This is a genomic window from Lentilactobacillus raoultii (assembly GCF_900411375.1).
Lineage (GTDB): Bacteria > Bacillota > Bacilli > Lactobacillales > Lactobacillaceae > Lentilactobacillus > Lentilactobacillus raoultii.
Map to the genome: position 1 here is coordinate 318,732 of NZ_LS422986.1, position 22,919 is coordinate 341,650.

Here is a 22,919-nt window from a genome sequence, read left to right on the forward strand (position 1 = left end):
TGATAGTTTAGTCCTTTCGTTTAAGCAGCCAGTACGTCACATTGGCCCCTTCGAAGGCCTGGGTATGGTTGGTGACAACTCGATAATTTTTAAGCAGTGACTTGGCAATCTTCTTGGTGCCCGGATTTATATTGCCGCTTGTAATCTTGCCCTTGGCGCTGGCATAGCCGTGCCATTTGCCGATTTGTTTGCCGGCCGGCGTATTTAAAACGACCCACTGGACCTGACGCTTTTTGATGACCGTTGCTTGACTGTTCAAAATTTGAGGTGCTTTGTCATGGGCGATGTTATAGTTTTGGAAATAATAGGTACTTGGCAGTGCCCCGGAAGTCGTGTAGAATCCCATGTCGATTGATCCGTAGTTCAGAAGAGTTGGCCGGCCCTTGCTTTGGGATCGCATCAGCTTACCGAACTCAACTTGGGCGGGTTGCTGCGGCCGATTGGTTTGATTAAGTGTGACTGAGCTGTTATTTGGGAAAATTCGAGAACTTAAGATATTATCGTTAACACCCAGGATTAAAAAGAAGCTGATCAGGGCGCAACTTAAGAGTACCAGCGATTCATTTTGATCATTGATGGTGATGTTGAATCTTTTGATGGCGTTGGTAAAGGCAAAAACGCTTGGAATGACCAAGTAGGGGAAGAAAGCCAGCTCATAGTATTGGTAAACTTGGCCGGGATGATAACCGTAGACAATAAAGGCAGCGTTGACGATCATCATCATGACAAACAGCATCTTGCCCCAAGTGGTCTGAAAAGTTGAACGGCTAAAGAGCAGGTAGACGTAACCAACAAAGCCACAAACAAAAATCAATGGATCCTGTCGGAGAAAACTGCTGTAGATAGTCAAAGATTCAATGAATTTAGCAAACACTGAGTTATCCGACAACATGTAGATATGCATATTTTCGTAAAAATAAACGTGAAAAAAGGCAGTCAGTGAATGGGTTGCCAGAAAGAAAATTAACCAGGGTAAGGTTGCGATTAAAAAGCCCAAGAGACTCCACCGGATTAATTTGGCCATCTCCCGCCATGACTTTTGCTTGACGTAGTAGCCAAACATAGCCAAATAAAAGATGATCCAGCCGCCCAATAACGTATATTTCATCAAGAAGGTCAATCCAACCAAAAAGCCTTGGAGACACCAAAGTTGGCCGGGAAGCACAAAATGGGCTCGGTCAGCTTTCAGCAGCACGTAAATAAGTGCCAGCATAGCCGGAAATAGTAATGATTCGACCGTATCACCATAGTTATAGTATGGGTGAAACAGTTGAAAAACCGGCACTAGAATCGCAATGGCACAGGCGGCCAACTGATAGGTATTCAAACGGGCGATTTTGTAAACTATGTACATGGTGAGAAAGAGACTTAACACTTCAAATGGAAAGATTCCCAGTAAGGATCGACTGCTGATTAGAGAAGCCAGCCCGTGCATGAGATAAACGTAAGGTCCCTTTTGTTCAAAAACGTCCTTGTAGGGCAAAATGCCATGCATTAATGCTTTGCCGACCGTAAAAAAGCAATTATTATCTGGAGAATAGTCAAAATAAAATAACGGGGACGTGTAACTGACAAATCCCATAAACCAGATACTGATTAGGAGAAAAAGACCCAGATAGGCCCTTTTTGACAACCACGATTTCACTTTTGAAGACACACTCATCACTCAATTCTAAAAAGTTTTTTATAAAATTAGTATAATAGATCTTAACAAAAGATTAAATACATATTATTATATGTAACAAGGGTGTAGGGCTTGAAAATTTTAACCGTTTAACGATTATTCTTGCGAAAACGATGATTAAATCAGAGAAACATAACTTGGAGGGTATTTATTACATGAAAAAGACTTTACTATATCTAACAGCAGCCGTCACACTTTTCTCAGTTGGTAGCGTAGCTTCAGCAAGCTTACATACCAACAATGCTGACACCACTGTCACTGCTACAAGTGGCTCAGGTGTTACTGCAACCAGTGGTTCAACTACTACAACTGACTCAAGTAGCACAACCACTGCTTCATCAACTTCTACACCAACTGAATCATCATCTTCAACAAAGACACCAACTAAGACAACGGCTGCTTCAAAGCATGCTAAGACTGTTAAAGCAAACAAAGCTAAGGTTGCTAAAGCTAAAGCTGCTGCCAAGAAAGCCAAGGCCGCTTACAAGAAGGCCAAGACCGCTACTGCAAAAGCTAAGTATCTTAAAGCTTACAAGAAAGCTTATGCAACTTACAAGCAGGACCAAGCAAAACTGGCTACTTTACAACACCCAACCGCTGTAAAGAATGCTAAGTCAAAAGTTGCCAAAGCTAAAGCAAGTTACAAGAAAGCTAAGACAACTGCCAAGAAGGCACAAGCTCTTAAGGCATATAAAGCCGCTCAAGCTAGCTTGAACAAAGCTTACGTTAAATACGCAAAGTAATTAACGAAATTTCCGACATGAATGGCATGTCGGTCAATGACTAATCACTAACTCGGTTAAAGTAGACTACACCTACAATTAAAAGGTCGCACTAGACTCTGATTAAGATCAAAGTTTAGTGCGACCTTTTTAGATCAAAAATTAAATTTAGTTTTAATTATCGTCTAATAAATGATATTATATAAGAAATAAATATTAATATGATAAATTTTGAACAGCTTTAATATTGAGGATAACTAATGGATAAACAATTTAAAATTTTCAAAATGAATGGGATATCTTATGAATTAATTACGACTGGTCAAGATTTTGGCCATACTAAACAAGGAAAAATGGCGATTTTTCGCCAACAAAATTCTGATTCATATGGGGTAATGCCCTTTAATGAACTTAGCCAATTTTTGGATATCGATAGTCAAAACGCCGATTTATTACAAGAACGGTTAAACTTATACAAGAAACGATTTGTTGGCCGAACGGATGTGTATGCGCGGCGATATTTTAATAAAAAAGCCGGTAAGGAGATCTATTCGCCAGTGGTACCGTTCAAAAATGGCCGGCCTCAAGTAGATCACTGGATTCCTTTAACAGATGACCAGTTAAAAACCCATTTAACCGGACAACAGTTTTTGGGGTTCTATCCAATGTTGCCTGATAATACAACAAAATATTTAGTAATCGATATTGATGGTCACCACGAAGGCGATCAATGGCGGGAAATCACAAGCTCTATTAGACAACTCTGCACCAAATATCAAGTTCCAAACCTGATTGAACTTTCTCAATCCGGTAAGGGGTGTCACATTTGGCTGTTTTTCAAGAACCCCATTGCTGCTTCAAAAGCGCGTCACTTGGGAGATGCGCTTTTGAAAATTACAATGACCATTAATCCCAATCTATCATTTGCGGCCTTTGACCGACTCTTTCCCAGTCAAGATATCATTGGCCAAAAGAAGCTGGGTAACTTAATCGCCGGTCCTTTGCAGGGAAATCGACGAAGAGCGGGAAAGAGCGTCTTTGTTGACGAAAGATTTCATCCGTATCAAGATCAGTGGGCAGTGCTGGCTAACGTTAATTTAATGACAGAATCGCGGGTTGACGCCTTAATTGAAGAACTTAATACCCAGATTAATTTTAAATTATTTGATGATCAAGAAGACCAAACTGATCTTTTAAAGGAACCGCTCCAGATCAATCAGCCTCTAACCATTATTCGTTCGAATGCATTATATATAAAGAAGAGTGACTTAAGCTCACGTCAGGCCGCTCAACTAAAATGGTTGGCTTCTTTCCGTAATCCTCAGTTCTATGAAAAACAGCGGTTAAGATTGTCAACTTATAATGAACCGCGAATTATTAGTCTTTTTGAAGAAACGCCTGAATACTTAGCCTTACCGCGAGGCCTTGAAGATGAATTGATCGCAACTATCCCACGGTTGAAATGGGTAGATCAACGTTTCGCGGGTAGAAAGATTCACGCCAAATTTCTTGGTGAGCTTCGAAGTGAGCAAAAAACCGCTTTGACTGCTTTGTTAAATCATCAAATGGGCGTGTTGGCTGCTCGAACGGGCTTTGGTAAAACGGTGATTGCTGCCAAAGTGATTGCGGAATTAGGCGTTAGTACGCTAATTTTAGTCCATGATAAAGAATTAGCAGCTCAGTGGCTGGAACGTCTTAATCAATTTCTAAAAGTCGATGATCAGCCCTTTGTGACCGAATTAACACCATCTGGTCGAAAACGGCATAAAGAGGTGATTGGGACCTTTTTTGGTAATAAGCGCAATCGAAGTGGCGTTATCGATGTTGCGACGATTCAATCGTTTAAAGCGGATCAGGCCAGTCAAGAAATCTTGGATCAATACGGACTGGTTATCAGCGATGAGGTGCATCATGATGCGGCCTATACGTACGATCAGGTGATCAAACAGTTACATTGTAAATATTTGTACGGATTGTCGGCAACGCCTTTTCGACGGGATGGTCAGGAACCAATCGTTACAATGAGATTTGGCCCGGTTCGTTATCAAACGGCCCCGATTGATGAAGCAACTTTATTAAAGGTTAAGCGGACCGTTGTTCCCAGATTTACCAATTTGGGGATGAACGATTTGCAAATTGCCAATAATGGCATTAACCAAAATTATGAGGCGATTTTGCACGATGACACCCGAAATCAATCACTGGTTAAGGACATGGAAGAAAGTCTGTCAGAAGGTCGCCATGTGTTAGTTCTAACCAATCGGATTGCCCATTTGCATTTATTGGCAGAGCTGCTTAATACCACATTCCCGGTTTACTTACTCTATGGTGAACAAACGGATAAGCAAAATAGTCAGGTCATTGAGCAGATTAATCAAACGATGGGCCCCTATATCCTGATTGCCACGGGAAAGTATGCGGGTGAAGGGCTTGATATTGGCACAATTGATACGTTGATTTTAGCGATGCCTCATTCCTGGAAGGGCCGTAGCGAACAATATTTGGGAAGGATGCAACGAAATCTCACTCAGAAAGCTGAAATTCGAGTTTACGATTATATTGACATGTTCGTCCCAATGTTGGCCAAAATGTATCGTAAACGCCAAAAGACTTATGAACATCTTCACTACCAAATTGTTAATGACCAACGTAGTCAGCAGGCTGGCATTCAATTCTTTAATGGCCGATATCAAAGCGAGATTTTGGCATCGGTTAAAGGCGCACATCAAATGATTATTTGCATGAATCAACTATCTAATTTTGTTTTGGGCAAACTGTTGGCCAGTTCGAATGAGCAAGTTCAAATTCACATTCTAACCAATTATTTGACGGACAGTCAGAGAAAACAATTTGAAGATCAAAAAATTCGTTACACGCTTTATGATAATAACTTGCCAACCAGTTTAATTATTAACCAGGATCAGCTTTGGTTGAGTTCAGATAAGGGATTTAGAAATAATTCGGGCATGACCGTTAGAATGGCACAACCCCAACTAGTGAAGCAATTTACCAAGATGTTGTTAAGGTCGGTCGATAGCTTGAAGTGATAGGCATGATTAGTAAACTTGTTATTTGGGAAAGGTAATTTGATGATAGTCATTATCTCGCAAAAGTGTGTACCATAATCGAATACGACCAACCCAAACGGTAGATAGTTTTTGGCCCTTGAATTCAGGAGTCGGCTGGCTGCTTTTTAGTCGCCCATAGAAAAAATTCCTGTTTGACAGTCCTTTTCGTGGTATTTCGATAAACTTAATCTTTTTGGGAGATAAATCCGATGACTTAATGAAATTACTCAAGGAAGATTGGTAACCAATAGTGTTTTTAGTTCTTTCTGAAACAATTAGGACCTTTTGAGTGGTGGTTCCTAATATCACTTGGTCTTCTCTTTTATCTATATTGAGGGTGATCACCGAACTTGGTATTAATCTCTGATTACCATTTTGTGAAGCCACATTTGATAATAGCTTTTGAGGAGAGTCGTCATGCGATAAGTAGTAACCCATAGATCCCCAGCTAATAACCAGGAGGCATCCTAGAATGATGAGTAGATATTTTTTCATTTTAATCAGTTGCTCCTTTAAAAAATTTGAAATTCAGACTCAAATTGATTGAAGTGAACGTCACCGACAATTTAAAGGCCACACCAGACTCTGATTAAGTTCAAAGTTTGGTGCGGCCTTTTTGATAGTGGTTAGAAATTATTACCGACTGTATTTAAAATAGCTTTTCGTGTAGAAAGCTAAAAGGCTGCCGGTTAGTAAACAGCCAATAATCCCAAACGCGCCTGAAAAGTTCAAGTGATCTACCAGCCAGCCGATGAATGGAAACAAGCCGATCATGGTGAAAGAAAACAAGACGCTGGCAACGCTTAGAAGGGTGGCTCGTTGATTGGAATCAATCATTTCATTATAGTAGCTGCTGAAAATTGGTTCTACAAGGGATGAGCCGGCCTGGGAGACTAAGAACAGTCCGATTAATACCGGTAACCAATTGAACCAGCTGGTTAATAAGAGGCCAACTAGTCCCCAACTAAGTCCGATAATCAAGACCCTTTTGGCAAACCGCTTTTGAATGGTGGGAGTTAATTTGATGCTCATGATGTTCACCGCAGCGGAAATAATCATCAGCGTTGAAATCATCCAACCTGAAAAATGGGCTTTTTCCAATAGAGACTGAAAATAAAAGTAATAAGACGTACAGATCCCGTCAAAGGCGGCTTGGAAAAACATGAGATTTCTAAGAACGTGATTGGTTTTGAAAACGCGATAGGAAGTGGTCAGAATCGATTTAATGGTCATCGGTGCTTGGATCTGCTTCTTAGACGAAGTGATTTGAGGTTCTTTCATCATCAAAATTGAGATCAAGGCGAAAACCCCGATGATAATGGCAATCACGTAGGTCAACTCGAAATGCCAGTGAACGAGAAAGCCTGCTAGAACAACGCCGCTGGTATCGCCAAACTCAAATAGCATATTAACGGTTCCAATAACCCGCGGATAAGTTTTGGTCTGGTGGCTTTCAATCAGGGAATCATACATTAATGCATCGATTGTACCGGATTGTAAATTATATGACAATGCATTTAGAACAAAGCTCAACGCAAACATTAAAAAAGTATGACTGGTTAGCATCATAACTGCAGAAAGAATTGCCGCAATGCGACCCGCAATTAAAACGGCTTTGTAAGAGAAGCGGTCGGCCAAAACGCCGGTTGGTACTTCAAAGCCAAAACTGGCAATGTGGAAGATACTTTCGCAAAGCCCAATTTCAACTAAACTTAGTCCCTGCATTTGCAGGTAAATGACCCATAGGCTTGTAATACCAAAGAACGAGAAGAAGGTATAGACATAGCCTTTACCAATATTAGCTGCATATTTAATTTTCATTTGATGAACACTCCAGTGACTCAACCCACCAAAATTAGCAGGTAGGTTGAGGTTATTTTTGCGCGGTCACTAGAGTGTTGATACCTGGATAATGCAGTGCTTTAATGTAATCCAAGCCAGCATGGCACCCACCTCAATTTCCATATAGTTGCTTTTTTAGTATAACGATTTATTTAAGAACTCACAAGGTATGTTTTAGTAGCAGTTGTGAAAAGGGACCACCACAAAATTGACAATTGTGCTGGCCCCTTTGATGCTGAGTAGTCGCTTTACAATTCTTTATTCTTGATTAGAAACAATGAGATACCGAAACAAACAATTAGGATAGCAAGGCTGATCAAAATGTAAGGTTGAAATTGATTTACCGTTAATTGTTTTAAACTGATTTTAACGGAAACGTTAAAGAAGTCAATGTACTTTAACCAATTCCATTTTGAAATCATACTCACAATTGAAACAAGTAAGGGAAAGATGATGATGAAAACAGCACTACCAATTAATGAGCCTGTTAGCATTAGAATAACGATGGCCATGCTGAAAACGACGCCAATGAAGAAAGTAACAATTAACGCCGTGAGTAAAGTAGTGTTGAAGAGGGATGACCAACTGGTACCGGTTTTTCGTCCCAGTGCCATTCCAGTTAAGGTGCCAACCAGGAAAAAGACAATGACTTGGACAAAAAGATCTAGTAACATGATGATAAATTTTGCGATAATAAAGCCTGATCGGGAAATGCCTGAGACTAACGTATTCTTATAAGTTTGTTGGCTGAATTCATAACCGATGACCATCACAAAAATGCTGATAAAAGCGTACATTAGAACGCTAGCCGAAATGGTAAGTCCTCGAATGCCGGTTAATAATGTCCACGGTATTCTTGTTAGTTGATCAATATTAACCGGGGCGCTAACCATTATTCCACCAGCTTGCTTTGAATAAACGACTACAACACTAAATAGAATTACTAGTGCTAACAGTAAATAATGTCCGAATGTATGACTCTGTCGGTAAAAATCGGCTCGTAGTTGGTTAATCATTTGTATGCCCTCCTTGATGATGTAGCAAATTGGTATAATACTGCTCCAAAGACCCTTCTTGACGGGTGATGTTCGTCACAGAGACGTCATTCATCACTAAAATTCGATTCAAATTTGCTGTATCAATTGTTAAATTGTGAATAATGATTTGATGATCACTAAGGACGGTGAAAGGACTGATGTTATTTTGATCCAGTAGCTGAGCAGTTGTTTTCGTGTCATCGACGTCTAAAAGAATTCCTGATTGATTTTCTTTATCTAATTCTTCTTTGGTAACTTCTTTGATAAAGTGACCGTGATAAATGAAACCAAACTTGGTCGAAACCTGGTATAGTTCGGTCAAAATATGACTGGAGATTAAAATGGTGGTGTTATGCTCTTGATTTAATCGCTTTAGTAGTTGTCGGAATTCAATAATGCCAGAAGGATCCAGCCCATTGATTGGCTCGTCAAGAATCAAAAAGTCCGGTTGTGGTAATAATGCCAACCCTAGTCCGAGTCGTTGACGTTGCCCAAGGGATAATTTCCCGGCTTTAGCATTCTTTTTAGAGGATAGGCCAACGAAATCAATAGTTTGGTCAATTAACCCAGGATCTTGGATGCCATGTTGAATCGCTGTTAATTTAAGGTTTTGTCGAACGGTTAATTTTTTGAAGGCAGCGGGTGTTTCGATAACGGCACCAATATGCTTTAATGCTTGCTTATAGTGAGTTGATCGTTCGCCAAGCAGGGTAATAGTGCCCTCTTTTAACGGCGAAAGATGAGTAATCAAACGCATCAAAGTAGTTTTTCCGGCTCCGTTTTCACCAATTAGGCCATAGATATCACCTCGATTGACGTTAAACGAGACGTCTTGTAGTGCTTGGAATTGGCCAAAATGTTTACTGACATGATTAATCTCTAAAATAGGTTTCATCTCAATGCCCCTTTCTTCTATAGTCTAAGATTACTATCTGATTCTTAAGCCATGACATAACTAAACCTTAATTAAACCTAAATTGTGATAAGGGTGTTAAAGCAGTCAACTTAAGATTGCGAGGAGGTAAATTTATGGCAGATACGGTAATTTTGATTATTGAAGATAATGATGATATCCGCACGCTTTTAAGGGATGTATTGATACCCGATTATGAAGTCATAGAGGCAGCTGATGGCGCCAGCGCCTTGAATAGGTTTTCTCAACAACAGCCAGATTTAGTCATTTTAGATTTAATGTTGCCGGGAATCACAGGAGAAAGTGTGCTTAAAATGATTCGCAAAACGTCACAGGTGCCGGTTTTGGTACTAACAGCTATTCAGGAAAAACGAAAAGTAGTTGAGCTATTGGAAAATGGCGCAAATGATTATTTGACTAAGCCGTTTGATATTGATGAATTGCTTGCCAGGGTTAAAGTTCAACTACGACAAAGTAATCCGATGATTCCGACAAACCAGATTCTGTCCTATGGTAAAGTGACTTTGAATCAGGTGACTCATGAAGTCCAAGTGGATAATCAGGAACTAATTTTGCCTAAAAAAGAATTTGCATTACTTCAAATTCTAATGGCCCACCCTCACCAGGTTTTTCAAAAAGCTCAGTTATACGAATCGGTTTGGGGAACGTCGTATTTAAATGCTGAAAATACCTTAAACGTCCATTTAAGTAATCTGCGAACCAAAATTAATGCATTATGTCCGGAAGCGCAATACATCAATTCTATTTGGGGCATTGGCGTGCGTTTTGACTAGGAGGTTATTATGATCACTTTACTGAGTATTTTGTGTCTGATTTTAGTAATCCTGCTGCTGACAGTTATTATTGAAATTAAGCGGATAACAGTTGAGCTAACATACATAAATGAGCATCCAACTAACGGATTTGTGACGACTTATACTAATTTGCCCTTGACTAAAGAGTTGGCCAGAGCAAGCAATCTTAGCTTGAAAAATAGTCGAAAGCTTCAGCAAATTCAAACTCAGCAGGAAAATCAGGTCCGAAAAATGTTGACGAATTTAACCCATGACATTAAAACGCCGCTAACCGTTTCAATGGGGTATGTGCAGTTGCTAATGAGGTCTGTAGATGCAAGTGATGCGGCACAACTGGAACGAATCCAGCGCAATCTTGAGTCGGTTAACTACTATTTACAGTATTTGATGGATTTTAACCTACTGCAGGAAAAAAGTGTTTCGCTAAAAATCAATTCGGTTAATGGGTCAGAATTGATAGAAAATGAATTATTTAATTATTACGATGAATTTAATAAGCGTCATTTGAAAGTCACACCGACAATTAAACCAAATGTTTTTCTGCAAACTGACGCAACCTTACTGAGCCGAGTGTGTCAAAACTTAATCGGAAACGTTTTGAAATATGGCCGAGAAGACGTTCTGGTGAGTTTAGCACCTATTGATGAAACACATATTCAGTTAGTGTTTGCTAACAAGGGAAATCAGCTCCCAAAGGATCCTTCTCAGTTGATTAATCGTTTTTACACGGCTGATCAATCTCGATCAAATCATAGTGTGGGATTGGGACTTAGTATTGTGCAATCATTGGTAACGACGCTGGGAGGCCGGCTAAGTTTATCAACCAAAGATACCTGGTTCAATGTCACGATAATTTTAAAGCCACTAAAAAATTCAATAAGGGCTCAAGAAGATCAAACAAAAGGTCATGATCATTAAATCGTTTCAACAGAAAAGGGACCAACCGCAAAACCGAAAATTGCGCTGGCCCCTTTGATTATTCAAATTCTATAAAGTTGGTTGATTAGACATGCCAAACCTTTTCAGCAATCCGTTTAACCAGGCGAAGCTTCTCCCACTGTTGTTCCTCAGTCAACTTATTGCCTTCTTCGGTAGATGCAAACCCGCACTGGGTAGACAGTGCCAGATTGCTTAGCGGGACTTTTTCAGCGGCTTCTTTAATGCGATTAATGACTTGCTGTTCATCCTCCAGTTCCGGCGATTTGGAAGTGATCAAACCAAGGACGATCCGTTTGTGCTGGTCGCCGTTCCAGATTCGATCAAGTGGTGCGAAACTGCCCGATCGTTGATTGTCGTATTCAAGAAAGAGGCCGTCGTAGTGGAGTTGTCCCAGATAGTCGGCAACATCGTCATAGCTACCGGAAAAGAGGTAGGTTGACTTAAAGTTTCCCCGACAAATGTGCGTCGTCACTGTTAAATCGTTCGGCAAGCCCTTAAGCAGCTGATTGATGACACGGACAGCGTCTTCAGCCATCTGAACATAGTGCTGGTGTTCAGTTTTATCGTTGGCCGTTTCGTTTAATTTAGTAATCAGAAATGCCCAGGTTGTGTCATCGAGTTGGATGTAACGACAACCAAGATCATAAAAATGCTGGATAGTTTGGTGATAAGCGGTGGCTAAATCGTCTAAGTATTCATCCCAGGATTTGTAGAATTTAGACCAGTTGTCACTTCGATTATCCCGGAAAAGCATGGATGGGGAGGGAATTGTTTGCTTAGGCGTTACGCCATCTGGTGTAATTGACTGCAAAAATTTAAAACTGTCAAAGAAGGGATGATCGGGATTATAGGCAATCCGGCCGATTAAATCCGCATTGTCGGTTCGCGTTTTACTGCCATGAAACTTGTAGCTTTGATGATAGTCATAGTGACCAACACCGGTTAAGCCCCACAGAAAGTCTAAGTGCCACCAGGAGCGGTTGAATTCGCCATCTGTGACGTCTTTGAGCCCTAATTCAGCTTGCTTTTTAACAATCTTCTTGGTTTCGGCATGTTGCACCTGCTGCAGTTGATTTGCTGAAATATCGCCTTGTCTAAATTGTTCATGGGCATCCTTTAAGGCTTGGGTTCTGAGTAAACTGCCGACAACATCGTAACGATATGGGAATCTGATTTTAGTACTGGTTTCTGTCATTTTGAAGTCCTCCTGTTGTTTAAAATTAACCTACGAAAAAAGCATTCGCCCCTGCTTGTCATGCCGACAAACAAGGGGCGAATGCTCGCGTTACCACCCTTATTTACACTATTTTCGCAAATAATGCCTCAACGGTACCAATTGATACCCGGGAAGTTAACGGTTCCTACCGACTATTTTGCGTGAACAGAATAGTGACTTATCAGAGTTCATCTTCAACGCGACTTGCATATCCGTTTTCACCAGCGGGACTCTCTAGCATGCAATTGACGCCTACTCTTCTCTTAGTCTTTTTAATTTCGTAAGTTAATCAAATTTTAATCTAGAATAAACTAAATGGTGGGAAAAGTCAATTTTTAGCAGGGGGAACTTTTTTGCCAGCTTTTTTGGCGGGGTCGTCAATAATCGAATCGGTTTCACCAGAAGCGTTAAATTAAACGGAAGCTTATCCGTTATGGTAATGCTTTTATTAGGCTTGGTAGGGAACCACTTGTGGCTGTTAGTTGGATTATTGATCTGTCTGGCCATGTTTCAAGGCTTCGGCGTTAGTGCGTTAAACACCTTCATCGTTAACGTGGTGCCAACCAATCGGTCAACAGTTATGGCTTTTAACAGTTCGTTTCTGTACCTTGGCTTGACGTTTGGCTCATTGATCGGTGGGTGGATATATCCGACATTTGGCTACTTTGGCGTTTGCCTACTGTCAGCACTGAGCACCCTGATTTCGATATTGGTCACTTTAGGTTTAAAGCCGACCCATTAATCCTGAGGCTGAGAAGGTGCTTCTTTAAAGATGGTCACAATGATCAGCAAAATAGTGTTGATCAACAACGCACACAAGAAAACGCGTGTGCCAGTTGCTTTTAAATAGTAGGTGCTAAATAGAATGCCAAAGACAAACATGCAAATGCCGCTTAAAAAATGACCAGCTTTGATTAAAGCATCATGATCATGACTGAAAATCGCTTCATACACATTATTTGAAAAGTTCTTTAGGTTACCGGTCATAATGCCGTTATTTACACTGGTCCCACCAATTTTATTGAAAACCGTCAGTTCATATCCGGAAAACAGGCCCAGCGAAAAAAGCATGGGGAGCTCAGTAATCGATGTAAACATAGCCCCGTACAGTAGTCCCAAAAAGAGAATGCTAAGTAGTAAAAAAGCTGAAAACCGGTGGTTGGTGGATAATTTTAAATGTTTACAGGCTTGGGAAATAAAGGCGCCAAGCAGAAACCCAATTAAGACTGGTACGCGAACATATGCCGTTTGCCAGCCCTTGGCAGCCAACTCATAAGCGAAAACCACTAAGTTACCAGTTTGCGCACTGACAAATGAACCGTTAAAGTTTTGAAAAGTGTAGGCATCAATTGATCCCATAATAAAGGTCTGGAATAAAGTTGTTAGACTATTTTTGGTTGAAAAATCCATTGTAAAGCCCCCTTGGATTATGATTTGAAGCATTAACGCATTAACAGTCAAATTATAGATTAATTCTCTCACTTTTGAACAAAACTTGGTATAATGGATCTACTTTTAGTGAGAAAAACCAATACTTTCTGTGAAAAATATTAATTTCTAAACTGAATGCGGTACAATAGTAGCAAGTAAGTAACGGCAATTAGGGGGCGGATGATGATTTCTGAATCAAGTATTTTGGTAGCTGAAGATTTTTCCGCGGTCGGAAGGATGTCGATGACAGCTGCAATTTCCATTCTTTCAGGGTTCGGAATTCAGACGGCTGCCATTCCGACCGAGATACTATCCACGCAGACGGAGGGCTTTGGTCAGCCGGTAATTTCAAATTCGACTGAGTGGATTAAAAAAACAATTAATCATTGGCAGACGATTCCCGATTTAAAGTTAACTTCAGCATTAGTCGGCTACGTTGGTAATACAGACACAGTGACAGAACTAACTAACTATTTAAAGGCTGGTCAAATGACCCAGATTGTGATTGATCCGGTTTTGGGTGATTGTGGCACGTTGTATAACGGCTTTGACGATACGTATCTTAAAGCGGTTAAAAAAATGATGACAACTGCAACCGTCATCACACCAAACGTGACCGAATTAGGATTGTTGACCGGAGTTAAATTGGTGCCGGATTCGTCTGATGCTGATATTCAAGCAGCACTGGCAGTTCTTAATCAAGAATTGCCCAACCATCCCCAAGCAGTTGTGACCGGGATTCACCGGGATGCTGGAATGGGCTCGGGTTTTAATCACCAGGGAAAGCTCGTTTGGAGCGGGTCGCCGTTTATTCCCGGGCACTTTTATGGGACTGGTGACTTGTTTGCGGCTTTGATTTGCGGTTATCTGAACTTTAACATTGAGTTTGAAAGTGCGGTTCAGCGGGCAGTTTTTGGAACGTATGAGGCCGTCTCGAAGACTGCTCAGCTGGCAGTTGAACAACGTAAGTATGGCTTGAATTTAACTAAAACGTTAAGTGACGTTACGAAATTTACCTTGGGACAAAAAAGGGGGGAATTCTAAAAATGACAGTTGAAATTGGCAGTATCGAGACTGGCATGCACGTCAAGTTTGTCTAAATCGATTTATTGAAAAATCGGTGCAGCCGATGTGGTATGCTTATTATCGCGACTGAGGTTTTTTAGCAGTCAGTGGGCTCGATATGACTTTTCCGCTGAAAATGCGAAGGAAGACCTTTTAGAAAGGAGTTATGATGATGGATAAAAAACGAGTTGGCCAACAAACCCAATTCAAAACAGTTATTTTAACCGCCATGTTTGTCGCGGTGACTTTGGCGGTCAGTATGGGGATTCCACCCATTCCGATTCCTGGCACTCACGGGAACATTAATTTGTGTGATGGCGGTATTTTAATCAGTGCCCTGTTGTTAGGCCCTAAAGTGGGCGGAACCGTTGGAGCTTTGAGCGGCTTTTTGCTGGATATGCTTTCCGGTTATGGAAATTATGCTATTTTTTCGTTTGTCGTTCACGGGCTCGAAGGCCTGATTGCCGGTTGGATCAAGAATCGCAGCTCAAAGAAATATGTCGACACACTGGCAGTTTTAATTGCCGCATTAGTGATGGTCGTGGGGTACTTCTTTGCTGATACGATTTTGTACACGATTTCAGCCGGATTCTTGGGAATCTTCACCAACATCATTCAAGGCTTAGTGGGGGCCGTGATTGCACTGGCGGTCACACCATTTTTGCGAAAACGGATCCATAATTGATTTTGGTAGACTATGTATTTTGAAACCGGTGGTTAATAAAGACTGCCGGTTTTTATTCGATTAATTTTTGAATCGTAATTGCTGAACCAATCTAAAAGCTATACAATGTTCAGCAACGACAAGTTTTGACTGGAGGTTTTATTATATGACGGAAACAGAAGACGCTTTAGGCAAACAGGATGTTAAACGCCTACATGATGAATTTAAGAAGTCACCTAAGAGTGAGGTGCTTTCTCGGATTATTACCCAAAATGGGGTTAATCAGGCGGCTCAAGACCCCAATGCTCAAGTGCGGTTGGATCCGGTTTTTTCGATTGATTTACAAACCGGCTCGGTGACCAACCAGAAACAAAGCGGCCGTTGCTGGCTGTTTGCATTGGTCAATACGTTACGGCATCAATTTGCCAAAAAATATCGGGTTAAAGATTTCAATCTTTCTCAAAAATACTTATTTTTCTGGGATCGCATCGAACGAGCCAACATTTATTATAGCCGCATGATTGCAACTGCCGATCGGCCGGCTGATGATCGGGAAGTTACTTATTATTTAAGCATGCCCGGCGACGATGGTGGTCAGTGGGCGATGGCGGCTGCTTTGGTTCAAAAATATGGTGTGGTACCGGTTAGCGATTATCCGGAAACCAGTAACGTTGAGAATACCGGTGCACTTGATACAGTGATGAACCGAAAACTGCGAATTGATGGGATGACGCTTCGCCAACTGGTCAATGACGGTAAGTCTGATGAAGAAATTAACGCTGCCCGACAAAAAATGCTGGCTGAAGTGTATCGAATAACTGCTTATTCATTCGGTGAGCCACCAACAACGGTTAATTTTTCCTATCGTGATGATGACAAGAAATACCACAAAGTTTCGGGATTAACGCCGCAGCAATTTTATGACCAGTATTTGGGAATTGATTTGGATGATTACGTTGTGGTATCAAATTCACCTGAGAAGGCCTTTAATCAACTGTACGCGTTGCCAAGTCAAAACAACGTGGTTGGCGGTAAACAGATTCAATTTTTGAACTTGCCAATGGCGGTTTTAAAGAAAGCAGCCATTGCTCAGTTAAAAGATGGCGAAACGGTTTGGTTCGGCAACGATGTTTTGGAACAGATGGATCGTAAAAAGGGTTATTTGGACAGTCACTTGTATCGTTATAGTGACTTGTTCGATGTCAATTTGGCAATGGATAAGGCACAGCGACTAACCTATCACCAAGCAGAGGTTTCTCACGCGATGACGCTGACCGGGGTTGATTTGGACGATCAAGGTCAACCTACCAAATGGAAAGTTGAAAATTCGTGGGGCGATAAAAACGGCAATAAGGGCTACTTTACCATGGCAGACAGCTGGATGAACGACTACGTTTATGAAGTTGTTGTTCATAAAAAGTACCTGACAGAAGATCAACAAGCATTACTCAAGATGGCGCCGATTGAATTGCCTGCTTGGGATTCATTGGCATAAGTTTAAATGTAAAATCAACTGCCACCTTAATTTTCAGTGAATTAAAGGAGATCATAACAATTGAAAAAATCGACGGCTATTAAGATCGGAACCCTTGGTGCTGGTTTTGCGTCTATAGGGGTATCAAGACTTTTATTCTCATTCTGTTATTTTTCAAAAGAAGAATCGATGGTATGTGCGTTACTGACAGTGATTGGCATCGCAATCATAATTGTAGCCACGAAAAAATATAAAGAAATCAAATAAGAAGATAGCCGTAAATTTAAAAGTCCCACGTGACCAGCTGAAATAGTTGATCACATGGGACGTTTCTTTTTATGGCATAACTAGCACAAAAACCGATCTTTCGTGTACAGGTCAGATTAGTTTCCCGGCGTAACCAAAACTTGTTTGGCATCATCGTTATCCAAGCTTCGAACTACTTTAAAACCGGAAACCTTCAAGTTGGCGGCGCGATATTTCCCAGAAACTTTACTTCTGACTGAAACGGTCTGATCCATTGGAATATCTGAAAGTTTTCCTTTCATATAAATGACTGGATTATTAGCCGATTTGTTTTTAAAGGAATATTTTAACGTTCCCTGTTTATCCAAATCATTAGCTTTTTTGGCGTCTTTGTAGGTTTTGTAAATTTTGCTGACGCTGTAAATTGTGACGGTCTGGTTATGTCGGTTGAATTGATAGGCATCAATACCGGTTTTGCTCTTATAATTGATGGAGCCGTTCATGTACCAAAGATTATCATTGGAAATCAGGGCTTCTTTTGCCGTTTTCCCTTTAGTTGGATTTTGCATACTGGTTTTACTGCTCGGATTGGCATTTTTACTGGAAGATTTGCCACAACCCGCTAATATAAGCCCCAGGCCCGCAGTAACGACCAAAATAGCCGCTAATGATTTGTTTCTTTCCATAATTCGTATCACCTCATATCATGAAATTATCACACAACACTTGCAAAATCTAGTCGTATGTTCGAATATTAATAAAAGAAACGAAATCTTAATACGTTCGCAATTTAGAAATACAATTGATCGACTCAGATCGATCATATAGATAGGAAGATAGGTATGGCAACCATTCGCGACATTGCCAAGAAGATGGGGTTATCGGTTTCAACCGTCTCTCGGGCACTCAATAATAATCAAAGGATTAGTACGCGCACCCGGAAACGCGTTAAAGAGGTAGCGGATCAACTTGGCTATCAACCGAACTATAACGCTCGTAACCTGACCAATCGGGAAGCAAATGCGGTTGGGGTCATTTTCCCGGTTAATAATCGCGTCGTTGACAACATTTTTTATGTTGGATTATTACGAGGTATCAATGAAGAACTTACTTCTCGAAATTATGTGTTATCGGTGGCGATTGGTAATTCGACTGAACAGGTTTTGGAAAACGTCAAATCAATGATTACCGGCGCCCAAATTAAACGGTTTATCCTCCTGTATTCTCATATTAACGATCCGGTGATTAATTTATTGCGTCATCAACCGGTTGATTTTGTGACTATTGGAAAGCCCGCTGCGGGTCAAAAGTGGCCTTACGTTGATAATAATAATGTTAGAGCTGGCGCGGATGGGACCCGCTTCTTGATTGACCAACGCCATGTCCTTCAGCCGATATTTGCGGAATCATCAAACGGCTGGCCTTATGAATTGGATCGCCGAGAAGGGTATCTGAGAGAAATGTCGCGAACCAATCGCAAACCAGTCATTTTTTCGGTTTCCGATCAGGATGATGATCAGTTGAGCCGATTAATTAAAGCCAATCCGCAAATGGATGGCGCAGTTGCCACAGATGATTATACCGGCTTGAAATTATACCACCGATTTAAAACACTTTATCCAAATCGGGAAATTGAGGTGGTTGGTTACAATAATTCGCTGCCTAATGAGTTGACCAATCAACATTTTCACTCTGTTGATCTACATCCAACAGAGATGGGACAGGCAGCCGTTCAACTGCTTTTTGAGAAGCCAGCAACTCAAATTGCCAACGCGGTGAAACATACAATTGTCGCGCATAGCATTGAATTGGCATAGCTTAAGTTAATTTTAAAAGGGAGGGGATAGGCGTGCAGAAACCAAATCAGTGGGTGTTATTGATGTCCACGTCAATCGTCTCTTTTATGTCAACGATTGACGCCAGTATTGTGAATATTGCGGTCCCTAAAATTTCACGTGATCTCCGGATTCCTAATAACCAGGCTGAATGGATTGTTTCAGTTTATTTGGTTTTGATCTGTGTGCTGCTGATTTTATTTGGTGAATTATCAGATCAGGTTGGTCGAGTTCGGCTTTTTCAAATTGGAACTGTTATTTTTGTCTTGGGGTCACTGGCATGTGGTCTGAGTATTAACCTTCCGACAATTTTGGCCGCCCGGGTATTGCAAGCGTTGGGGGCATCGATGACGATGGCCACCAATTTTGGCATTATTACGGATATTTTCCCATTGAGTCGTCACGGCTTGGCGCTTGGGGTCAACAGTGCGTTTGTCCAGATTGGCAATATTGCCGGTCCAGGAGTGGGCGGGCTTATTTTAAGCATTGCCAGTTGGCATGACATCTTCTTTGTTAACGTGCCAATTGGGATTGTGGCCTTTTTCCTGGGCCACCATTTCTTTCCTCACCCTAAGCCGTTACGGACGCGGCCTAAAATTGATATTTGGGGATTTTTAGCCTACACAGGTCTAATTCTCAGCTTTTTTGTAATGATTTTTCTTGGACAAATGATCGGCTTCGGCCACTGGAAAATCATTGGTCTGGCTATTTTAGCGGGCGGCTTTTTGATTGGATTTATTTTAATTGAACGACAGCAAGCTGAACCGTTGATTGATCTTCGGCTCTTTCATAATTTAGGCTTTACATTTGGGATTTTATCGGCCATGTTGGTCTACATGTGCGGGTACTTCAATAACGTTATTATGCCATTTTACCTCCAAGACCGGCTGCTACTTTCTTCCGGCCTCTCAGGTTTGATTCTGATGGCTGTGCCGATTGTAAATGTCTTCAGTGCACCAACCGGTGGGGCAATTTCGGATCATTTAGGCGCCGAAAAGGTCTCGTTCATGGCATTATTTATTTTTCTGGTGCCGGAAGTTATTTTTATTCTGGTGACACCGAGTTGGTCGATTATTTGGTTAATTATCGGTCTGGCGCTTTTTGGCTGTGCCAATGGCGCTTTTCAAAACAATCCCATGATTATGGGCAACGCCGCACCGGAATTTCAAGGAATTGCCGGTTCGATCGCAGCGCTGGGACGTAATTTGGGCATGTCAATGGGACTGGCCTTGGCGACGTCGTTACTGTATCACGGGATCAGTCTTAAAGCAGGCCAACGCATGACGACCTATCCGGATCAGCATCCCGACTGGTTTGTTTTTGGTATGCATTACGCTTATATGTTTTCGCTTGGCCTGATTTTGATCGCTATCGTACTAATTGGGATCGTTTTGAAGCGCCAGACTCGCCGAATTAGTTAAGGCATCTGAGTAGAAATTGTTTATTTTGGGGAGAAGCGGGAAGATGTTTAAAAATTCTAAGGAGCGCATGATTGCAATTTCAGATGGGGTCTTTGCAGTCGTCATCACCATTATGGTACTGGACATTAAGGAACCGATTGGTAATTTGTCTGGTCTTGAGAGTCATCGCTTAGTGATTCAATTATTATCGTACTTAATCAGTTTTGGAGTGGTTGCCCAATACTGGGTATTTCACCAAGAATTGTTTACAAATTTAAAAACGGTTACGATCAAGATTCTGATCGGCAATCTTTATTATTTGTGTCCGATTTGCTTGATTCCGTTTGCAACAACTTGGTTAAGTAATAGTTTTATCTCAAAGGAAAGTGCGATTAGTTTTGCGGCCTTGATGTTTATAGTGAATTTATTTCAATTGTGGTTGTTTCGTTTGGTAATTAATCAGAATCGGCGGGATCGTCTCCGGTTGACTAATCATGATATTGAAGAATTTTGGTCTGTTAAGGCAATGCTGAGTATTAGCGTGGTTTATCTTATTGTTAGCTTGCTGGTTCCAAAATTATTATTAGTTGTGATTGGTTTAGGCATCCTTTCCAGAGTGTTGGTAACCAGAGTGATTCGATTCTATCAGCGAAAGAAGGATTTGTAGACTAAAAAATAACGACGGAGACAACTTTAAGTTATCCCAGTCGTTATTTTTAGTTGGCTTTAATCATTAAAGCCGATCATTTAATTCTTTCCCCAACTTTTCATAGCCGGGCTTGCCCAACAAAGCAAACATATTGGTCTTATAAGCTTCAACGCCGGGTTGATTGAACGGATTGATGCCGTTTAAGTAACCGGAGATGGCAACGGCAATTTCAAAGAAGTAGATGAGATAACCCAACGTGTAAGGAGTCTGATCCGGAATATGAATGCTCATATTCGGCACGTTCCCATCTGTATGAGCTAAGACAACACCTTCAAAAGCCTTAGTATTGGCAAAATCCATGGTTTTACCTTCCAAATACTGCAAGCCGTCGAGGTTATCCTTTTCCTTTGGAATATCTTCGTCGTGGTTCGGGTGATCAACTTTCACAACGGTTTCCATCAGGTTGCGTAACCCTTCCTGAATGTACTGACCAAGTGAATGCAGATCCGTTGTAAAGTTGGCGGATGACGGGTAAATGCCCTTTTGATCCTTGCCTTCAGACTCACCCATCAGTTGCTTCCACCATTCAGCCAAATACTGCATGTTGGGTTCGTAATTTTCCAGCAGTTCGGTTGTGAATCCTTTACGATACAGGATGTTTCGATAAGCTGCATATTGATAAGCTTCGTTTTTAGTTAAATCAGGATCGGTATAAGCGTCAGCGGCGTCAGCGGCCCCTTTCATCAACTCATCGATGCTGGCTCCGGAAACAGCAATTGGTAAGAGGCCTACCGGTGAGAGCACGGAGTAACGGCCACCGACACCATCCGGGATAATAAAGCTTTCGTAACCGTTGGCGTTAGCCTCCTGACGTAAAGCGCCATGAGCCTTGTCGGTAGTTGCGTAAATTCGCTTCTTGGCACCTTCAGCACCGTACTTTTGAACCAGTTTATCTTTGAAAATTCGAAAAGCAATTGAGGGTTCCGTTGTGGTTCCTGACTTTGAAATGACGTTAACGGAAAAGTCACGGTCACCAATTAAATGAAGTAGATCGTAAACGTATGAAGGACTTAATGAGTTACCGGCAAAGAAGACTTGTGGAAATTTCCGCTGATCGTCCGGTAAATAATTAAAGAAAGTATCATTCAGAAAATCAACGGCCATTTTGGCCCCTAAGTAGGACCCGCCGATACCAATTACCACCAAGACCTTGGAATCGCTTTGGATCTTCTTGGCTGCCTGTTTGATTCGAGCAAATTCAGCCTTGTCGTAATCCTTTGGTAGCGTCAGCCAGTCACGGAATTCACTACCGGCACCGGTACCTTGACGGACTTCAGCGTCTGCCGCGGTCACCATTGCCTGCATTTCACCTAATTCATTATCATGAACGAATTTTGATAATTTTGAACTGTCAAATTTAATATGAGCCACTTTTTATATCCTCCTCTGAAAACATAAGCGCTTAATCTAATAGTATCATCAAATTAAGCGCTCTATGATTAAAATAACCTTTTTTATAGGATTTGGCAAAATTCAATCGTTTCTTGATTGGGGCCAAGAATGTTAAAGTAACGAATCCCATGATCCCAGAAAGACGGAATTGCTTGAATTTCCTGATCAACCAGGTTGAGTCCTTGGGCCTTAGCATCTGCAAAGGCCTTATCAACATCGGGGGTGTTTAATGAAATATGATTGATAGCGCCAGCCTTCATAGCGACTGGATCACCTTCCCAGGTTTCAATGGTTAAATTGCCGAAGCGCATGAACGCGCACCGGTTTTTGCCATTATGAAATAAGCCGGCTTGATCAAAACCAAGTGATTTATAAAAAGTGATGGTTTTATCTAAATCTTTTGAAGGAATCCCAACGTGCTGGATTCCAGTAATATCATCCTTAATTGCCATGATGAACTTCCTTTC

General features: G+C 41.2%; 22 protein-coding genes. 12 read left to right on the forward strand and 10 right to left on the reverse strand.

Annotated features, from left to right (window positions below; translation table 11 throughout):
- Nucleotides 1-7: 7 nt before the first annotated feature.
- Nucleotides 8-1,663 (reverse strand): ArnT family glycosyltransferase, encoded by a 1,656-nt coding sequence (locus ED605_RS07245; RefSeq protein ID WP_121978217.1) that lies wholly within the window; start codon nt 1,661-1,663, stop codon nt 8-10.
- A gap of 176 nt (nt 1,664-1,839) precedes the next feature.
- On the opposite strand from ED605_RS07245, the gene ED605_RS07250 reads away from it, so the two are divergent.
- Together ED605_RS07250 and ED605_RS07255 are read left to right on the forward strand one after the other, a co-directional pair.
- The gene (locus ED605_RS07250) at nt 1,840-2,427 is read left to right on the forward strand and encodes a hypothetical protein (RefSeq protein WP_121978218.1); all 588 of its coding nucleotides are present in this window, start codon (nt 1,840-1,842) and stop codon (nt 2,425-2,427) included.
- Nucleotides 2,428-2,666: 239 nt separating this feature from the next.
- Nucleotides 2,667-5,453: a DEAD/DEAH box helicase gene (locus ED605_RS07255; protein WP_121978219.1), complete on the forward strand. Its 2,787-nt coding sequence runs from the start codon at nt 2,667-2,669 to the stop codon at nt 5,451-5,453.
- 21 nt (nt 5,454-5,474) lie between these two features.
- Here ED605_RS07255 and ED605_RS07260 read toward each other — a convergent pair whose 3' ends face one another.
- The 4 genes from ED605_RS07260 to ED605_RS07275 form a co-directional block, all read right to left on the reverse strand.
- Entirely contained in the window at nt 5,475-5,969 is a 495-nt protein-coding gene (locus ED605_RS07260) for a hypothetical protein (RefSeq protein WP_121978220.1), read from the reverse strand.
- Between the two features lie 141 nt (nt 5,970-6,110).
- The gene (locus ED605_RS07265) at nt 6,111-7,295 is read right to left on the reverse strand and encodes an MFS transporter (protein ID WP_121978221.1); all 1,185 of its coding nucleotides are present in this window, start codon (nt 7,293-7,295) and stop codon (nt 6,111-6,113) included.
- A 269-nt stretch (nt 7,296-7,564) separates the two neighbouring features.
- A complete protein-coding gene (locus ED605_RS07270) occupies nt 7,565-8,332 on the reverse strand; it encodes a DUF2705 family protein (RefSeq protein WP_121978222.1) in 768 nt (255 codons plus the stop codon).
- Nucleotides 8,325-9,248, reverse strand: coding sequence for an ABC transporter ATP-binding protein (locus ED605_RS07275; RefSeq protein WP_121978223.1), 924 nt, complete (start codon nt 9,246-9,248; stop codon nt 8,325-8,327). The genes ED605_RS07270 and ED605_RS07275 overlap by 8 nt, the downstream gene beginning before the upstream one ends.
- A gap of 134 nt (nt 9,249-9,382) precedes the next feature.
- Here ED605_RS07275 and ED605_RS07280 point away from each other — a divergent pair, with 134 nt between their 5' ends.
- A complete protein-coding gene (locus ED605_RS07280) occupies nt 9,383-10,060 on the forward strand; it encodes a response regulator transcription factor (RefSeq protein ID WP_121978224.1) in 678 nt (225 codons plus the stop codon).
- Nucleotides 10,061-10,069: 9 nt separating this feature from the next.
- Nucleotides 10,070-10,999, forward strand: coding sequence for a sensor histidine kinase (locus tag ED605_RS07285; protein ID WP_121978225.1), 930 nt, complete (start codon nt 10,070-10,072; stop codon nt 10,997-10,999).
- An 85-nt stretch (nt 11,000-11,084) separates the two neighbouring features.
- On the opposite strand, the gene ED605_RS07290 is transcribed toward ED605_RS07285, so the two are convergent.
- Nucleotides 11,085-12,215, reverse strand: coding sequence for a vitamin B12 independent methionine synthase (locus ED605_RS07290; protein WP_121978226.1), 1,131 nt, complete (start codon nt 12,213-12,215; stop codon nt 11,085-11,087).
- Nucleotides 12,216-12,567: 352 nt separating this feature from the next.
- Here ED605_RS07290 and ED605_RS07295 point away from each other — a divergent pair, with 352 nt between their 5' ends.
- Nucleotides 12,568-12,978, forward strand: a complete 411-nt coding sequence (locus ED605_RS07295; RefSeq protein WP_121978227.1) for an MFS transporter — start codon at nt 12,568-12,570, stop codon at nt 12,976-12,978.
- On the opposite strand, the gene ED605_RS07300 is transcribed toward ED605_RS07295, so the two are convergent.
- A complete protein-coding gene (locus tag ED605_RS07300) occupies nt 12,975-13,646 on the reverse strand; it encodes a YoaK family protein (RefSeq protein ID WP_121978228.1) in 672 nt (223 codons plus the stop codon). The two genes, ED605_RS07295 and ED605_RS07300, sit on opposite strands and share 4 nt — an antisense overlap.
- 204 nt (nt 13,647-13,850) lie before the next feature.
- Between ED605_RS07300 and ED605_RS07305 the strand changes: the two genes are divergently transcribed.
- From ED605_RS07305 to ED605_RS07320, 4 genes are all read left to right on the forward strand, one after another.
- Entirely contained in the window at nt 13,851-14,711 is an 861-nt protein-coding gene (locus ED605_RS07305; RefSeq protein WP_225419078.1) for a bifunctional hydroxymethylpyrimidine kinase/phosphomethylpyrimidine kinase, read from the forward strand.
- A 193-nt stretch (nt 14,712-14,904) separates the two neighbouring features.
- Nucleotides 14,905-15,417 (forward strand): ECF transporter S component, encoded by a 513-nt coding sequence (locus ED605_RS07310; protein WP_121978230.1) that lies wholly within the window; start codon nt 14,905-14,907, stop codon nt 15,415-15,417.
- Nucleotides 15,418-15,562: 145 nt separating this feature from the next.
- Complete coding sequence (locus ED605_RS07315) at nt 15,563-16,891, forward strand: C1 family peptidase (RefSeq protein ID WP_121978231.1); 1,329 nt, start codon at nt 15,563-15,565, stop codon at nt 16,889-16,891.
- A 60-nt stretch (nt 16,892-16,951) separates the two neighbouring features.
- Nucleotides 16,952-17,137 carry a hypothetical protein gene (locus ED605_RS07320; RefSeq protein WP_121978232.1) on the forward strand — a complete coding sequence of 62 codons (186 nt, stop codon included), beginning with the start codon at nt 16,952-16,954 and terminating at the stop codon, nt 17,135-17,137.
- Nucleotides 17,138-17,253: 116 nt separating this feature from the next.
- Here the strand turns inward: ED605_RS07320 and ED605_RS07325 are convergent, their stop codons facing one another.
- Entirely contained in the window at nt 17,254-17,802 is a 549-nt protein-coding gene (locus ED605_RS07325; protein WP_121978233.1) for a hypothetical protein, read from the reverse strand.
- Nucleotides 17,803-17,958: 156 nt separating this feature from the next.
- Here ED605_RS07325 and ED605_RS07330 point away from each other — a divergent pair, with 156 nt between their 5' ends.
- From ED605_RS07330 to ED605_RS07340, 3 genes are read left to right on the forward strand one after another with little or no spacing between them, the layout of a single operon-like run.
- A complete protein-coding gene (locus tag ED605_RS07330; protein ID WP_121978234.1) occupies nt 17,959-18,933 on the forward strand; it encodes a LacI family DNA-binding transcriptional regulator in 975 nt (324 codons plus the stop codon).
- Nucleotides 18,934-18,965: 32 nt separating this feature from the next.
- Nucleotides 18,966-20,372: an MFS transporter gene (locus ED605_RS07335; protein ID WP_121978235.1), complete on the forward strand. Its 1,407-nt coding sequence runs from the start codon at nt 18,966-18,968 to the stop codon at nt 20,370-20,372.
- Between the two features lie 43 nt (nt 20,373-20,415).
- Entirely contained in the window at nt 20,416-21,018 is a 603-nt protein-coding gene (locus ED605_RS07340) for a TMEM175 family protein (protein WP_121978236.1), read from the forward strand.
- Nucleotides 21,019-21,084: 66 nt separating this feature from the next.
- Here the strand turns inward: ED605_RS07340 and ED605_RS07345 are convergent, their stop codons facing one another.
- Both ED605_RS07345 and ED605_RS07350 read right to left on the reverse strand, forming a co-directional pair.
- Nucleotides 21,085-22,431: a glucose-6-phosphate isomerase gene (locus ED605_RS07345; RefSeq protein ID WP_121978237.1), complete on the reverse strand. Its 1,347-nt coding sequence runs from the start codon at nt 22,429-22,431 to the stop codon at nt 21,085-21,087.
- 83 nt (nt 22,432-22,514) lie between these two features.
- Nucleotides 22,515-22,904, reverse strand: coding sequence for a VOC family protein (locus ED605_RS07350; protein ID WP_121978238.1), 390 nt, complete (start codon nt 22,902-22,904; stop codon nt 22,515-22,517).
- Nucleotides 22,905-22,919 lie beyond the last annotated feature (15 nt).

What these genes read in the sequence shown, in the direction of transcription:
- ED605_RS07245 (WP_121978217.1), bottom strand. Translation starts at nt 1,663, where the DNA reads ATGAGTGTGTCTTCAAAAGTGAAATCGTGGTTGTCAAAAAGGGCCTAT.
- ED605_RS07250 (WP_121978218.1), top strand. Translation starts at nt 1,840, where the DNA reads ATGAAAAAGACTTTACTATATCTAACAGCAGCCGTCACACTTTTCTCA.
- ED605_RS07255 (WP_121978219.1), top strand. Translation starts at nt 2,667, where the DNA reads ATGGATAAACAATTTAAAATTTTCAAAATGAATGGGATATCTTATGAA.
- ED605_RS07260 (WP_121978220.1), bottom strand. Translation starts at nt 5,969, where the DNA reads ATGAAAAAATATCTACTCATCATTCTAGGATGCCTCCTGGTTATTAGC.
- ED605_RS07265 (WP_121978221.1), bottom strand. Translation starts at nt 7,295, where the DNA reads ATGAAAATTAAATATGCAGCTAATATTGGTAAAGGCTATGTCTATACC.
- ED605_RS07270 (WP_121978222.1), bottom strand. Translation starts at nt 8,332, where the DNA reads ATGATTAACCAACTACGAGCCGATTTTTACCGACAGAGTCATACATTC.
- ED605_RS07275 (WP_121978223.1), bottom strand. Translation starts at nt 9,248, where the DNA reads ATGAAACCTATTTTAGAGATTAATCATGTCAGTAAACATTTTGGCCAA.
- ED605_RS07280 (WP_121978224.1), top strand. Translation starts at nt 9,383, where the DNA reads ATGGCAGATACGGTAATTTTGATTATTGAAGATAATGATGATATCCGC.
- ED605_RS07285 (WP_121978225.1), top strand. Translation starts at nt 10,070, where the DNA reads ATGATCACTTTACTGAGTATTTTGTGTCTGATTTTAGTAATCCTGCTG.
- ED605_RS07290 (WP_121978226.1), bottom strand. Translation starts at nt 12,215, where the DNA reads ATGACAGAAACCAGTACTAAAATCAGATTCCCATATCGTTACGATGTT.
- ED605_RS07300 (WP_121978228.1), bottom strand. Translation starts at nt 13,646, where the DNA reads ATGGATTTTTCAACCAAAAATAGTCTAACAACTTTATTCCAGACCTTT.
- ED605_RS07305 (WP_225419078.1), top strand. Translation starts at nt 13,851, where the DNA reads ATGATTTCTGAATCAAGTATTTTGGTAGCTGAAGATTTTTCCGCGGTC.
- ED605_RS07310 (WP_121978230.1), top strand. Translation starts at nt 14,905, where the DNA reads ATGGATAAAAAACGAGTTGGCCAACAAACCCAATTCAAAACAGTTATT.
- ED605_RS07315 (WP_121978231.1), top strand. Translation starts at nt 15,563, where the DNA reads ATGACGGAAACAGAAGACGCTTTAGGCAAACAGGATGTTAAACGCCTA.
- ED605_RS07325 (WP_121978233.1), bottom strand. Translation starts at nt 17,802, where the DNA reads ATGGAAAGAAACAAATCATTAGCGGCTATTTTGGTCGTTACTGCGGGC.
- ED605_RS07330 (WP_121978234.1), top strand. Translation starts at nt 17,959, where the DNA reads ATGGCAACCATTCGCGACATTGCCAAGAAGATGGGGTTATCGGTTTCA.
- ED605_RS07340 (WP_121978236.1), top strand. Translation starts at nt 20,416, where the DNA reads ATGTTTAAAAATTCTAAGGAGCGCATGATTGCAATTTCAGATGGGGTC.
- ED605_RS07350 (WP_121978238.1), bottom strand. Translation starts at nt 22,904, where the DNA reads ATGGCAATTAAGGATGATATTACTGGAATCCAGCACGTTGGGATTCCT.